The organism is Gordonia sp. i37, assembly GCF_002043085.1.
Lineage (GTDB): Bacteria > Actinomycetota > Actinomycetes > Mycobacteriales > Mycobacteriaceae > Gordonia > Gordonia polyisoprenivorans.
Genome location: NZ_MVPX01000265.1, coordinates 1 through 13,628 on the forward strand (window position 1 = coordinate 1; position 13,628 = coordinate 13,628).

General features: G+C 64.3%; 12 protein-coding genes, 1 tRNA gene and 1 pseudogene. 6 read left to right on the plus strand and 8 right to left on the minus strand.

Annotation, left to right across the window (positions count from 1 at the left end; all coding sequences use genetic code 11):
• From B1964_RS12780 to B1964_RS12790, 3 genes are all read right to left on the minus strand, one after another.
• Window positions 1-974 (minus strand): branched-chain amino acid ABC transporter permease (locus B1964_RS12780; RefSeq protein WP_079930029.1); only part of this gene is annotated, 974 nt, incomplete at its 3' end.
• Between the two features lie 88 nt (window positions 975-1,062).
• Window positions 1,063-2,289 carry a branched-chain amino acid ABC transporter substrate-binding protein gene (locus B1964_RS12785; protein WP_079930030.1) on the minus strand — a complete coding sequence of 409 codons (1,227 nt, stop codon included), beginning with the start codon at window positions 2,287-2,289 and terminating at the stop codon, window positions 1,063-1,065.
• A 163-nt stretch (window positions 2,290-2,452) separates the two neighbouring features.
• Window positions 2,453-3,079 carry an ANTAR domain-containing response regulator gene (locus B1964_RS12790; protein WP_079930031.1) on the minus strand — a complete coding sequence of 209 codons (627 nt, stop codon included), beginning with the start codon at window positions 3,077-3,079 and terminating at the stop codon, window positions 2,453-2,455.
• 146 nt (window positions 3,080-3,225) lie between these two features.
• Here B1964_RS12790 and B1964_RS12795 point away from each other — a divergent pair.
• The 4 genes and pseudogenes from B1964_RS12795 to B1964_RS12805 form a co-directional block, all read left to right on the plus strand.
• Window positions 3,226-3,299: transfer RNA gene (locus B1964_RS12795), tRNA-Leu, on the plus strand.
• Between the two features lie 163 nt (window positions 3,300-3,462).
• Window positions 3,463-4,059, plus strand: a complete 597-nt coding sequence (locus B1964_RS30010; protein WP_139765719.1) for a hypothetical protein — start codon at window positions 3,463-3,465, stop codon at window positions 4,057-4,059.
• 3 nt (window positions 4,060-4,062) lie between these two features.
• Window positions 4,063-4,809 carry a hypothetical protein gene (locus B1964_RS30420; RefSeq protein WP_172398833.1) on the plus strand — a complete coding sequence of 249 codons (747 nt, stop codon included), beginning with the start codon at window positions 4,063-4,065 and terminating at the stop codon, window positions 4,807-4,809.
• 965 nt (window positions 4,810-5,774) lie between these two features.
• Window positions 5,775-5,981 (plus strand): annotated as a pseudogene (locus B1964_RS12805) (PaaI family thioesterase); the annotation flags it as partial.
• A 7-nt stretch (window positions 5,982-5,988) separates the two neighbouring features.
• Here the strand turns inward: B1964_RS12805 and B1964_RS12810 are convergent.
• Together B1964_RS12810 and B1964_RS12815 are read right to left on the minus strand one after the other, a co-directional pair.
• The gene (locus tag B1964_RS12810; RefSeq protein ID WP_079930033.1) at window positions 5,989-6,651 is read right to left on the minus strand and encodes a TetR family transcriptional regulator C-terminal domain-containing protein; all 663 of its coding nucleotides are present in this window, start codon (window positions 6,649-6,651) and stop codon (window positions 5,989-5,991) included.
• Window positions 6,648-8,153 carry a cytosine permease gene (locus B1964_RS12815; RefSeq protein WP_079930034.1) on the minus strand — a complete coding sequence of 502 codons (1,506 nt, stop codon included), beginning with the start codon at window positions 8,151-8,153 and terminating at the stop codon, window positions 6,648-6,650. Before B1964_RS12815 ends, B1964_RS12810 begins: the two co-directional genes overlap by 4 nt.
• A gap of 204 nt (window positions 8,154-8,357) precedes the next feature.
• On the opposite strand from B1964_RS12815, the gene B1964_RS12820 reads away from it, so the two are divergent.
• Both B1964_RS12820 and B1964_RS12825 read left to right on the plus strand, forming a co-directional pair.
• Window positions 8,358-9,389 carry an agmatine/peptidylarginine deiminase gene (locus B1964_RS12820; RefSeq protein WP_079930035.1) on the plus strand — a complete coding sequence of 344 codons (1,032 nt, stop codon included), beginning with the start codon at window positions 8,358-8,360 and terminating at the stop codon, window positions 9,387-9,389.
• The gene (locus tag B1964_RS12825) at window positions 9,389-11,422 is read left to right on the plus strand and encodes an amidase (protein WP_172398834.1); all 2,034 of its coding nucleotides are present in this window, start codon (window positions 9,389-9,391) and stop codon (window positions 11,420-11,422) included. Before B1964_RS12820 ends, B1964_RS12825 begins: the two co-directional genes overlap by 1 nt.
• 15 nt (window positions 11,423-11,437) lie before the next feature.
• Here B1964_RS12825 and B1964_RS12830 read toward each other — a convergent pair whose 3' ends face one another.
• The 3 genes from B1964_RS12830 to B1964_RS12840 form a co-directional block, all read right to left on the minus strand.
• On the minus strand, window positions 11,438-11,656 hold the full coding sequence (locus B1964_RS12830; protein WP_006369644.1) for a hypothetical protein: 219 nt from the start codon (window positions 11,654-11,656) through the stop codon (window positions 11,438-11,440).
• Window positions 11,657-12,988 carry an ammonium transporter gene (locus B1964_RS12835; protein WP_006369645.1) on the minus strand — a complete coding sequence of 444 codons (1,332 nt, stop codon included), beginning with the start codon at window positions 12,986-12,988 and terminating at the stop codon, window positions 11,657-11,659. It lies immediately after the preceding gene.
• Window positions 12,989-13,186: 198 nt separating this feature from the next.
• Entirely contained in the window at window positions 13,187-13,531 is a 345-nt protein-coding gene (locus B1964_RS12840; RefSeq protein ID WP_020170989.1) for a hypothetical protein, read from the minus strand.
• Window positions 13,532-13,628: the final 97 nt, after the last annotated feature.

Genomic DNA, 13,628 nt, shown 5'->3' on the forward strand with positions numbered 1-13,628 from the left:
GCGAAGGCCACCACGTCCTTCCACTGGTTGCCGAACACCACCGACCCGTAGTTCTCCATCACCCCGAGCAGCAGGCCGCCGAGGAGTGCGCCGCGGACGTTGCCGATGCCACCGAGCACCGCGGCGCAGAACGCTTTGATGCCCAGGATGAATCCGCCGTTGAAGATGATCCCGTTCGGTACTCGCAAGGTGTAGAGCAGTGCTGCGGCGCCGGCGAGCAGGCCGCCGATCAAGAAGGTGACCAGGATGATTCGCTCCCGCGAGACCCCCATGAGCAGGGCCGCATCGGGGTCCTGGGCCACCGACCGGATACCGCGTCCCAACCGTGTCCTGTTGATCATGAAATCGGTGCCGAGCGCCAACACGATCGCCGACAGGATGATCACCATCGTCAGATTGGTGACCGGCGCACCGAAGATGGTGAACTCCTCGACAGCCTGGGCCAGCCGGATCGTCGGCTGTGCGCTCGATCCGCCCAGCGGCGGGTCCACCGGCACCTTGGGCAGCACGTAGTGCACGAACTCCTGGAGCACGAACGACATGCCGATGGCGGTGATGAGGAACGCCAGTGGTTTGGCATTGCGACGTCGTAGTGGTCGATACGCGACGAACTCCAGTCCCACGGCGGCACCGCCGGCCACGACCATGCCGCACAGCCCCGCGAGCGCGAGATACACCACGGTCATCAGCGTGCCCTCGGCGTAGACGTTGCCCGACGGACTGAAACCCATGATGAGCAGGCCGATATAGGTGCCGAACATGCCGAGCATGAACACCTCGGAATGCGCGAAGTTGATCAGTCTCAATACGCCATAGACCAGTGTGTAACCCACTGCGACAAGCGCATACACCGATCCATAGGTCAATCCCTCGATGGTCAGACCCCAGAAACCGTCGACGAGCGAGTGGACGTCGAAGCCGATGGTCGACGCCACGTCGGTGGTCGTCTGGGCCGCCGCGAAGAGTGTGCTCACGTTTCCTCCCCTTCAGCCGGATGAGAGCAGCAACATGCGGTGCGCCCGGACCACCGGACGGTGGCCGGGCGCACCGGATGTGTCGGACTTACTTGACCTCGTAGACCCAGATCAGCGACGAGGAGAGCTCGCCGTCCGGTGTCCACGAGTACGGGCCGGCCAATCCCTGGCCCTTGTAGGTCCGGATGAACTCCAGCAACTTCGGACGCGTGGTGTTGCCCTCTTCGATGCCCTTCATCATGATCGAGGCGATGTCGTAGGCCTGCACCGAGTAGACGCCGGAGGCCTGGTTGAACGCCGCCTGGTACTCCTTGGCCAGCGTTGCCGGCGCCGGACCACACGGGCACGACAGGTAGGCACCCTTGGCCGAATCTCCGGCCTGGGCAACGAATTGCGGATCGTTCGTGCCGTCACCGGACGCGAAGGTCACATTGGGTGCGGCCGACTTCAGCTGCTGAGCCAGCGGTGCTGCCTCGGCGTAGTACCCGGCGTAGAACACGGCGTCGGGACTCGCGGCGGTCACCTTCGAGATGATCGCGGAGAAGTCGCGCTCACCGGTCTTGACGTTGCCCGAGCAGTCCGAGTCGGCAGCCGAGCCGAGCGACTTGGTCACCACCGCGGCCAGGCCGACACCGTAGGCGCTGTCGTCCTCGATGACACAGACCTTCTTCTTGCCCAGGGTGTTGGTCAGGTACTTGCCGACTGCCGCGCCTTGGGCATCGTCATTGGCCAGCCCGCGGAAGAAGGTCTTCCAGCCGTTCTGTGTCAGTGCGGCGTTGGTGGCCGAGGCGGTGACCGACACCAGACCGGCCTGATTGAAGATGCCGCCGGTGGCCTTGGTCTCGCCCGAGAACGCCGGACCGATCAAGCCGATGATCGAGTTGTCGTTGGTGATCTGCGGGGCGACCTGGGTCGCCTTCTGCGGGTCTCCCTCGGTGTCGAAGCGCTTCAAGGTGATCTTGCAGTCGGGGTTCGCCTTGTTGTGCTGATCGACGGCCAGCTGTGCACCGTTGACGATGTTGATACCGAGTGCCGCGTTGGCGCCGGTGAGGGCGCCGGCCATGGCGATGGTCGACGGATCGCACTTGGCGCCGCCGGGCTGGGCCGGGTTCAGTGCCGCCGACTCCGCGGCCGGCGGAACCTCTTTGCCCTCGGTGTTGATCTGATTGAGAGCCGAGATCGTCAAACCCGAATTGCTTGCCGACGAGCCACTCGTACCGGACCCAGAATCAGTGGACTTACTACTACACGCCGAGACTGCGAGGATTCCCGTCAGTGTCACCGCGATCGCTGCGGTCGCCATTCGACGTCGCATACTTGTTGCCTCTCATCCGCCCGCCCGGCGTCGCCGGGAGATCTACCCCGTAGATCCTGAGAGGAACATAGACCCGACGACCGACCTGCGCGGGGTAACTGAGCGAAACCGCGCAGATCGGCATCGAGCTTGTTTCAGAGATTTAACGAACGACCCGTCGAGGTCACTCCTGCGGACCGAGTGTCTCCACCACGACCTGCGCCACGGCCTTCATCGTGGTACGGCGATCCATCGCCGCGCGCTGAATCCACTTGAACGCCTCAGGTTCCGACAACGACTGCTTCTCCATCAACAAACCCTTGGCCCGCTCGACGAGTTTGCGGGTCTCGAGACGCTCGGTCATCGACGCGACCTCTTTCTCGAGTTCGCGAAGTTCTTGATACCGACTCACCGCCACCTCGATGGCGGGCACGAGATCGGCCTTGGTGAACGGCTTCACCAGATAGGCCATCGCTCCGGCCTCGCGGGCCTTCTCGATGAAGTCGCGCTGACTGAACGCCGTGAGCATGACCACCGGGGCCAGACGCTTGCTCGCAATCTCGCCCGCCGCATCGATTCCGTCCCGGACGGGCATCTTGATGTCCATGATCACCAGATCGGGGGCGAGTTGTTCGGTCAGCTCGACGGCCGCCTGACCATTGGGCGCCTCACCGACGACGTCATAGCCCTCTTCGCGCAACATCTCGATGAGGTCCATCCGGATCAGCGAGTCGTCCTCGGCCACGAGAACTTTGTGGCCCACCTGCGCTCCGTCCGGCGTCACCGGCGCACTGTCCACCACTGTCACCATCCCCTCCTCCACGTCGAGCGATCGACCTGCGTGAACACCCAGGCCACGCCCGTCGCGCACGACGGACGATGAGGGGAAGCGTACCGGTTGGATCGCTGCTCGGCCGATCTACTAGACTCGTCTCTCGCAGCTCGACGCAGTTGTATGCCCTCGTAGCCCAATTGGCAGAGGCAACGGATTCAAAACCCGTCCAGTGTGAGTTCGAGTCTCACCGAGGGCACTATGAAACCCCTGTTCAGCAGGGGTTTTCTGCTACCTGGGTGTCGTCCGAACGGTGTCAATGTAGCCCCCGCGCTACCCACACGGCGTGGCGCGAATAGCCCGGTAAGCTCATCCGCCTAGAATCTGCGTCAATACAGACTCGCAAGACAAAGGCGACCTCAGTGACCGAGAAGCAAGATCTTGACTCCGCGATCACGGCGATGGACCGGATCGCCGAGGCAGTCAAGAAGTTCGACGATGCAGAATTGCGCGCCCAGGCGTTCGGGATACTCAGCTCGACAGTATTCGCAAACGGTCCGGCCCCAGTCTCTCGACAGACCCCACCACCGCCACGCGACTCAGGCGATGCTGTAGAACGAGAAGCTCCAGCGGAAAAGGTCAAGCCTGCGAAGAAGGCCACTAGCAGGAAGGCCGGGGCAAAGAAGGCGAATTTCGAGGTCCCAAAAGATATTAACTTTGCGCCGGATGGGGAAAAGTCGTTCAAAGACTTTGCGGCCGAGAAGTCGCCCACCAGCAATAACGAGAAAGCGCTTGTCGCAGCATACTACCTGACCGATTACCTAAAAGAACAGGTCACCATAGGAAAAGTAATCGCCGCCTTCAGAGCTGTCGAATGGCGATCACCAGCCAATCCCGACAATAATCTACATCAGACGGGCAGCCGGGGTTGGCTCGACACTAAGGATATGTCCAAGATTGAAGTGGTTTGGAGTGGACGCAACTTCGTAGAGCACGACCTTCCGAAGAAGAAGCCATAGCGCGTGATCAGTCGCGATCAGACACTCGGCCATCTTCCTGCTCCCCTTCGCATTGAATTGCTGGCCGAGTACGACAAGGTCACAACCAATTACCGTGAAAGCCGATGGGAAGCGAGCGAGCTGAACGGAGGGCGGTTCTGTGAAATCGTGTATTCGATCCTCGAAGGATATACAAGCGGTTCATACCCAAAGTCCGCATCCAAGCCGCGGAACTTCAAGCGCGCATGCGAATCCCTCGAGAACCAGTCCCAATTCTCCGACTCGGTACGGATGACGATTCCCCGCGTTCTCGTTGGGCTGTATGACATCCGTAATCGCAGGGGCGTTGGGCACGTCGGTGGTGACGTCGACGCGAATCAAATGGACGCGGAGTACGTTCTCCACGCAGTCCAGTGGATCATGGCTGAACTCGTCAGAATATTTCACAGTGTTTCGGTCAATGAAGCATCAGATACGATCACGGCAATAGTGGAGCGCACAAATCCACTGGTATGGGAGATCAACGGCAAACGTCGGATCTTGAAGCCCGGTATGAGCTTGTCGGACAGTACCTTGCTTCTGATCTACTCGTCGACTGGTCCAGTTTCCGAAACAGATCTAGCAGACTGGCTCGAGCAAGACCGTTTGCCGAACTACCGTAGGGTTCTCACCCGACTCCATTCACAACGCATGATCGAGTACAGCGGCGGAGTCGCAGTACTCTCACCTCTCGGCACAACGCAAGTTGAGGAGCATCTCTTAACCCCCTGATCTCCGTCGAATAACTGGACGACGTTGGACGGCTCGGACACCGTCAACGCGCGAGCCGGGGCGGGCTCGGGGAGGTTGTTAAGCGCGCCGCCGTCCTCGCTCGGTATCCAGTCGCCGTAGGTGTCCAGGGTCAGGCTGTAGTGCGCGTGACCGAGCCATTGCGACACCTGCATGAAGTGGACACCCGCCGAAAACTGCAAGGTGGCGAACGTGTGGCGGCTATAGTCGTGCAACCTGACGCCTCGCTGCGCGGGCTGGCCATTACGACCAGGCAACTTACCGGCAAACCGCACTCAACCAGCGCCGGAGCAAGAATCGTCTCGAACCACGTCCCCAACTCGGGCGGCTGCGACCAATCCAGCTCGGCTATCGTGCGCTCACCCTTCACTCGGCGTCCGCCGTTCTTCCTCGACGGCCACAACGGCGCTGTCGGCTCGTCGGCGCGGGGATGCTCGGCAACGTAGGCGCGCATCTTCTCCGCGAGCCAGGGCGGTAGAGGAACCGACCGCCGAGACTTGCGAGACTTCGGGGTGCTCGTCACCCACTGCCCGCCCTTCCTGTCCTTGGTGCGGCGGACATGCACCACGCAACGCGTCGGCTGACCAGGGCGTGTGGTGAACTCCATGTCCTGAATCTCCAACCCGGCGCATTCGGCCTTGCGCAGTCCTGAATACGTCAAGAAGTACGCCGGCAACTTGGAGACCAGGTAGCGCTTTCCCCCACGACCCCGCGCCGTTGCGGCGGTCCGATCGGCGGTCAGCGGATGATGCTGGACCGGTTCGCGGTCGCCCACTGCGTGCCCGGGGCTGAAGTCCACCTGTTCGGTCGGGCTGACGCGGATTTCGCCGCGGCCGTGGCGTACTTGAGAACTGCCCTCAGCACGAGCCAAGCGGAGCTAAACGTGCTTGTAAGTTGTCCTCAAGGCGAGGTTTGCGTGGTCTCTCGGACCTGCTCTCGTCGCCACACTCGGGCCAGATCAGTGGGCACCGACAGCCTCATTGCACGTCCAATTCCTCGCACCTGCGCAACCCGGCCAGTTCGTCGGTCGCGGCCGCATCGTTCGTAAGGGCAACACCATCGCGTTCCTTGCCTGCGAATTGCTCACTCCGAGCGGAACGATCGTGGCCACGGCCAACGCCACGACAACGATCCGTTCGGCACGAGCACGCTAGTGCAGACCTACTCGGTTGTCTCCGAAGACATTCCGCTCTGGATTCGTAGCGTGCCGTGAGCGAGGCCGAGCTCGTTCTCCAGGGCGCGGCATACGAGGCGCCCGCGGTCGGGTGTTCCGGCATAGTGCACCAGGGCGTGCGCGTTGACACCGTCGACCATGCCGAGGAACTGCCATGCCACATCAGCTGGCTCATCGGTGGTGAACTCTCCCGACGCGACGCCCTCCTCGATCACCCCGACCACCAGCGCCTGCCAGGTGTCCATCACGGCGCGCACCGCGGCGGCGAGTGAGTCGTTGGTGCGGCCCAGACTGAAGGCGTCGGCCCACACCGTGGTCACGTCGTCGCGCGAGGGTTCCAGCAGTGTCGCGACGAGTCGACGGAGCTTGTCGGTGGCGGACGGCGCCTCGGCAAGTAGTTCGGCGATCTCGTCGACCTCGGCGGTGGTCACGGTGGTGAAGGTGGCGGCGACGAGTTCGTCCATACTCGGCTCGTAGTGGGCCACGAGCGCCGGGGCGACACCGATCCGGGCGGCCACCGACCGTAGGGTCAGCACGGGGAGTCCGTCACTGCGGGCGAGTTCACATGCAGCCGAACGGATCTCCTCCGCGCGCTCCTCGGGCGACTTGCGCGCGGCGCGCGGTCGGACCGCACTCGACGACCTGCTCATGCGGGCTCCGGTCCAGCCGGAGTCGCCAGGGCGGGGGCGTCGAGAACCTCCATACGCTGTCGCGACATCATCACCAGTCCAAGGTAGATGATCGCGGCCACCACGCCCGACCCGATCGCGCTGGGGTCGATGCCCCGGAAGATGTCGGCGAGGGGCCCCGAGTACAGGTCCGTCTGCACGCTCAGCAATCCGAAGGCCGAACCTCCGACCCACGCCGCGACGGCTGCCGGATTCCAGCCGCGGACGAACCAGTACCGTCCGCCAGGGCGTCCTTGAGCGAATGCCTGCAGGTCGTAGGGGTCATAGGCGCGGGTGCGCAGCGCACCGACGACCATGACGACAGCCCAAGGTGTGGCCACCGCGTTGACCACCACCGTCGCGGCGGTGATCGCATCGACGGCGTCGAGGACGAACACACCGACGTAGAGCAGGGCGACCGCCACTGCGGCTGCGAGCGCCGTGGTGTGGACCCGCTTGAGCCGGGGGAAGAAGGTCTCCAGGTCGAGTCCCGTCGCGTAGATGCACATCACGCCCTGACCGAAACCACCCGCGATCGACACGATCAGGATGGGGATCAGGAACCAGAACGGCGACGACGACACCAGGTCGGCCATGAACTCCCCCGAGTTCACCGTCATCGCCGATCCCGCGAAGGCGCCCAGGACCGCGGGCAGCAGCGTGCCGAACATCAAGCCCGCGAACAATGCCCAACGGATCGAGGAATCACTGTGGCGTTTGATCGAGATCCGCCTGGTGTAGTCGCCGATGATCGGCGCGTAGGAGATCGGTCCGGCGGTGGCGAGCACCGTCGAGAGCACCATCGTCGACCAGTAGCCGCCGACCGCGAAATGTCCGGTGGCGCTGTGCACATCGAAGGTCGGCGCGAAGGCCACGAAGCCGAGCACGAAGACCGCCGCGGCCACGGGTACGAGGAACTTCTGCATGGCCACGATGGTGGCGTGGCCGAACAGTGCGACGGCCACGATCACGACCGAGACCACCGCGTACCCCACCCCCAGCATGACGGGGTTCTGCGGCAGACCCACCAGGCGATGCGCTGCTGCCACGAGAGCGTCGCCGCTCGTCCATACGGTGATGGCGGCGAAGACGATGGCGATCACCAGCGAAAGCGCCGATCCGATGAGCCGGCCCCGGATGCCGAAGAAGGCCCCGCTGGAAACGGTCATGTTGGTTCCGGTACGCGGCGAGACGCCGGCCAGCGGCAGCACGACGACGGTCCCGATGAGCGTGCCGACGACGGTCGAGATCACAGCTCCCCAGAAGTCGAGTCCGAGTTGGATCGAGACCCAGCCGAACACGGCGATCGTCCAGCCCAGGTTGCCTCCGGCGAAGACGGCGAACACGTTGCGGGGGTTGGAGTCTCGCTGACTCTCCGGCAGAAAGTCGACGCCGGACTCCTCGATCCTCCCGACCCGGTCGGTCGGGTCCGCGATCACCTCGGCGCCGTCGGGTTGGTCGGGCTCGGATGGTGCAGGCGTCATGGCGGCGCTCCTCGGCTGGTTCGATCCGCGACCCGACGGGTCGGGGTGTGACAGCGATCATGGATCTTGTTGATCACGCAGTCAATAGCTATTGATCATCCCATCAATATTTCCCGGAAACCCTTGACGCACGCAGCGAGCACCGCCTACTCTCGACAGTTATTGACCACTAGATCAATATCGGACCAGCAAGGGGAACATCAAGTGTCGTGGACCATGCCCGCCGAGACCGCTCGGCACGACCGTGTGTGGATGGCCTTCCCGAGGGCCAACACCACCCTCGCCGAGAGCGCCGCCGACGCCGAAACCGCTTACGCCGCTTGGAGTACGGTGGCCAACACGGTCTCCGAGTTCGAACCGGTGACGGTGGTCGTCGACCCGACCGAAACCACCCGCGCACGCACAATGCTCACCGCATCCATCGACATCATCGAGGCCGAACTCGACGACGCCTGGATGCGTGACATCGGTCCGACCTTCGTCACCGACGGTGCGGGCCACCTCGCCGCCGTGGACTGGACCTTCAACGGCTGGGGTGCCCAGGAGTGGGCCGAGTGGGAAAACGACCGCCGCATCGGCCGCGTCGTCGCCGAAGCCGCGGGTGTGCCGGTCATCAGCTCGATGCTCGTCCAGGAAGGCGGCGCGATCCACGTCGACGGCGAGGGCACCGTCCTGGTCACCGAGACCGTGCAGCTCGATCCCGGCCGAAACCCGTACGCGACCAAAGAGACCGTCGAGGCCGAACTCGCCCGCACGATCGGCGCGCATAACGTGATCTGGCTGCCACGCGGTCTGACCCGCGATTACGAGCGCTTCGGCACCCGCGGACATGTCGACATGGTCGCGACCATCCCCTCCCCCGGCACGCTGCTCCTGCACCAGCAGCCCAACCCCGAACACCCCGACCACGTCGTGATGCGCGAGCTCCGGGACTTCCTCGCCGGGACCACCGATGCAGCGGGGCGCCAATGGGACATCGTCGACCTGCCCGCCCCCGACGCGATTCGCGACGAGACCGGATTCGTCGATTACAGCTACATCAACCATCTCGTCGTCAATGACGGGGTGATCGCCTGCGGCTACGGCGAACCCGCCGCCGACGAGCGCGCCGCCGAGATCCTCGCCTCCGTGTATCCCGGACGACGAGTCGTGACCATCGACGCGCGGGAGATCCTGGCGCGTGGCGGCGGAATCCACTGCATCACTCAGCAGCAGCCGGCCGTCGGGGATCTGTGATGACCAGCCGTCTGGAGAGCACTCCGCGCACACAGACTCCGCCGTTGGTGGAGTCGTCGATCGCCGAGCTGAGCCGGGCACTCGCGCAGGGCCGGGTGACCGCCGTCGAGCTCGTCGCCGCCTACCTCAACCGCGTCGCGTATTACGATCACCACGGCACCGCACTCAACGCGGTCCCGGTGCTCAATCCGGACATGTTCGCCGAGGCTCGAGCCTCCGACGAACGACGTTCTCGCGGTGAGACACTCGGCCCGTTCGACGGGATTCCCTATACCGCCAAGGACAGCTACCGGGTTGCGGGATTGTCGGTGGCGGCGGGTTCTCCGGCGTTCGAGAACCTGATCGCGGGCGACGACGCCTTCACCATTGAGCGACTGCGCGCGGCCGGAGCGATCTGTGTGGGCCTGACCAACATGCCGCCGATGGCCAACGGAGGCATGCAGCGCGGCGTCTACGGCCGGGCCGAAAGTCCCTACAACGGTGACTATCTCGCGGCGGCGTACCTGTCGGGGTCGTCGAACGGATCGGGCGTGTCGACGGCGGCGAGCATGGCCGCCTTCGGCCTCGGCGAGGAAACCTGGTCGAGCGGACGGTCGCCGGCGTCCAACAACGCGCTGGCCGCCTACACCCCCTCCCGGGGTGTCATCTCGGTTCGCGGTAACTGGCCGCTGACACCGACCATGGACGAGGTGGTGCCGCACACCCGCACGATGGACGACATGCTGGCGCTGCTCGACGTGCTGGTCGACGACGATCCGCAGACCCGCGGCGACTTCTGGCGGACCCAGCCGTGGGTCAACCTGCCCGCCGCATCCCAGGTTCGGCCTGCTTCCTACCTCGACCTGCGCGACGGGGACGCGTTGCGCGGCAAACGTTTCGGTGTACCACGCATCATTCTCGGGCAGGACGATCAGGCCGGGTGGCCGATCACGCCGCGGCCGTCGGTGCTGCAGCTGTGGGAGCGAGCCCGCGCCGATCTCGAGGCCGCCGGTGCCACGGTGGTCGACGTCGACTTCCCGGCGCTGACCAATTACGAACTCGACCGTCCCGGCGCACAGGACGGCTACGCGCGGGGCATCCTGCCTGCCGGCTTCTTCGACGCCGAGATGTGGGATCTCACCACCTGGGCGTGGGATGACTTCTTGCAGGCCACCGGTGATCCGGCTCTGCACCGCCTGGAAGATGTCAAGGGCGAGCTGATCTTCCCGCTACCCGACGGCGCGATCCCCGACCCGCTCGACGGCTACTACGCACGCTACAACCTCGATATCAGCGAGTACCCCCACCGCGCAGCGCAAGGCATCACACCGCTGACCGAGATCCCCGACCTCGCTGACGGCGTGCGGGGCCTGGAAGAACTGCGCCGCATCGACTTCGAGGACTGGCTCGACGAGCTGGGGCTCGATGCCCTGGTGTTCCCGTCGGCTCTCGACGTCGGGACCGCCGATGCCGACACCGACCCGCAGGCCCACGATCACGCCATGGCCAACGGGGTGTGGGTGTCGACGGGCAACACCATGATCAGGCACTACGGCATTCCGACGGTCAACGTCACCATGGGGACGATGAGCGATATCGGCATGCCGGTGAACCTGACGTTCGCCGGCCGCGCCTACACCGACAACGCGCTGCTCGCCTACGGGTGGGCCTTCGAGCACCGGACCAGTCGGCGTACGGCGCCACCGCGAACCCCCGAGCTGCCCGCACTCACCCGGCCGGGAACCCTCGCCGCCGGTGCCGCCCCCGAACTCACGATGACCGCGACAGCTCGCGGCGATGGCGACGTCACCGTCATCGAGGTCACCGGCAGCACCGATGCCCCGATGGTGCAGGTGTTCGTCGACGGCTCGGCGGTCGAGGTCGACCGCGACGACCATTCATTCACGGCGACAACACAAGTGCCGACCGCCGAACTACGCCGCACCCACTCGTCGTGGCGTGACCCCTACGGCGCGCTGGTCCTGGTGGTCGCGACGGCCGAGCACGGGGCAACCTCTGCCGACTACCGAATCGTCGACGAACCGGCCGGCTGACGACGGGCCTCAGGGTCAGTAGGCCGGCGGTTCTCCCTCGGCCGCCGGCCCCTTCTCCACGGGCGTGTTCTCGATGATCGACTTGTACGCGTGATTCTCGTGACGCACCATGCGGACGAAGAAGGCGACGAACAGGAGCACCGCGAGCACGAAGACGATCCACACCCCGACGGAGAACCCGCCGAAGGTGAACACCACAGAGGCTCCGTCGTAGGACTCGATGGGACTGAACATTTACTTGACCTCCTCGGTGGCGACGAGCAACTCGTCGGTGGTGCGCATGACGGTGACCGGAATGCCCTCGGGATACGGCGTGGCGGGAACCTCGGTGAGGTCGAGTCCCTGCTCTTCCACCTCGGGTGGAATGCGCAGCATCCCCACCTTCTTCAGGGCAAGGGACACGAGGTAGGCGGGGATGAAGCCGAGCGCGACGAAGGTCAGCGCGCCCACGACCTGTCCCCAGAACGAGATCGACGGGTTGCCGTCGGTGTTGGGGTAGCCGGCCAGGAACACCCCGGCCATGAGCACCGAATACAATCCGATACCCCCGTGGACCGAGACCGCACCGACGACGTCGTCGATCTTGAACTTCTCCAACAGTTTTCCGATGAACGGGATCAACGCTCCTGCACCCAGGGCGATGATGAACGCCAGTGCCGGGTGATAGAGATCCATGCCCGACGCGACGCCGATCACCCCGGCCAGCCCGCCGGAGATCGTCCAGAACGGCTCGCCGCGCGAGGTCAGGTAGGCGCCGATGATGCCACCGGCCAGACCCATCAACGTGTTGAAGGCGAACGCGGACAACGTGGTCGGGCTTCCGTAGATCGTCGCGTAACCGCCGGGCCCGTAGATGACACAGCCCATCAGGAAGCCGAAGAATCCGGTGAAGATCAACATCAGGCCGAGCATCGTCAGAGGCAGATTGTGGGGTCGGATGGTGACCGCCGACCCGTCGGCGCGAAACCTGCCGATGCGTGGACCGAGGTTGAGAAGTATTCCGAGAGTGGCGAATCCGGCGATCATGTGCACACAACCGGCAGCTCCGACGTCATGGAACCCCAATTTCGTCAGCATCCAGCCGGCGCCGTGCCAACCCCACGCCGCGCCGATGATCCACACCACCGAGCCGACGAGCACGGTGAGAACGAGGAATGCGCTGGTGCGGATTCGCTCCAGCACCGCTCCGGACATGATGGAGCCGGTCGTCGCGGCGAACAGGGCGAACGCACCCCAGAAGATGCCGCTGGCCGAGTCCTCGACGTTGGGTCCCATGTTGTCGCTCCACGGAAGCGCGGCCTTGGCGGCATCGCTGAACTCGATGAAACCGCTGGGCATCGCGTTGTAGAGGAACCACCCGACGAAGTAGAACGAGGCCACGATGGTGGCGAAGGCGAGCAGGTTTTTCATGGCGGTGGCCAATACGTTCTTCGACCGCGAGGCGCCCACCTCGTACGCCAGGAACCCGGCGTGGATCAACATCATCAATGCGATGGAGACCCAGTAGAAGAACTCGTTGTTGACCGACGCCATCGTGGTGATGGCGTCGGTGACCTCGGTGGACAAATCGAACCTCCCGGCACGCGAACTGTTTCTTCTCACTGAACAAGGCGTACCGACGGTGTACGCAGTGGTGAGATTAGGCCGGTGATAGGTCGACGATGTCACCAAAGGTAAACGGATCGTAAAGTACGCTTTCCCGACATAGAAGTCACGACCATCGGCCGGGACCGGCGCTCGGTGCTCTGTGCTCTGTGCGGACCGTCAGCCCCTTCGCTTGCGCCGCCGCCGATATGCTTGCACGAGCGGGCGACCCACCGCCGTCAGGTAGAAGGCACCGAAGCCCACCCCGATCGCGATCAGGAATCCGCCGAACACCCGATTCGATCTGGCCTCGTGACTCCGGTCGGACACATTGGAGGCGTGCGGCGGAAGCGGATCGCCCTTGTCGATGAGTTCCTCACCTTCCCGACCGAAGTGCACACACTCCTCGGTGGTGGTCATCGGTTCTCCTGCGCATGTCGTCGCAGCGGTGACCATGCTGATCCCCCCGGCGATCAGACACCCCGTCACGACCACCGGGATCAGTAGGCCGAACAGGATCGTCACCGGTCCTCGACGGCCTCGGGTCCGACCTGCGCGACCGGGTCGGACACGCCGTCCGTCGCCCGTGTCGCCCATCGTCTGATCCTCTCACAACCGACGG

Bases quoted from the DNA above. Each gene is read 5' to 3' on its own strand.
- B1964_RS12785 (WP_079930030.1), bottom strand. From the start codon at position 2,289: ATGCGACGTCGAATGGCGACCGCAGCGATCGCGGTGACACTGACGGGA.
- B1964_RS12790 (WP_079930031.1), bottom strand. From the start codon at position 3,079: ATGGTGACAGTGGTGGACAGTGCGCCGGTGACGCCGGACGGAGCGCAG.
- B1964_RS12810 (WP_079930033.1), bottom strand. From the start codon at position 6,651: ATGAGCAGGTCGTCGAGTGCGGTCCGACCGCGCGCCGCGCGCAAGTCG.
- B1964_RS12815 (WP_079930034.1), bottom strand. From the start codon at position 8,153: ATGACGCCTGCACCATCCGAGCCCGACCAACCCGACGGCGCCGAGGTG.
- B1964_RS12825 (WP_172398834.1), top strand. From the start codon at position 9,389: ATGACCAGCCGTCTGGAGAGCACTCCGCGCACACAGACTCCGCCGTTG.
- B1964_RS12830 (WP_006369644.1), bottom strand. From the start codon at position 11,656: ATGTTCAGTCCCATCGAGTCCTACGACGGAGCCTCTGTGGTGTTCACC.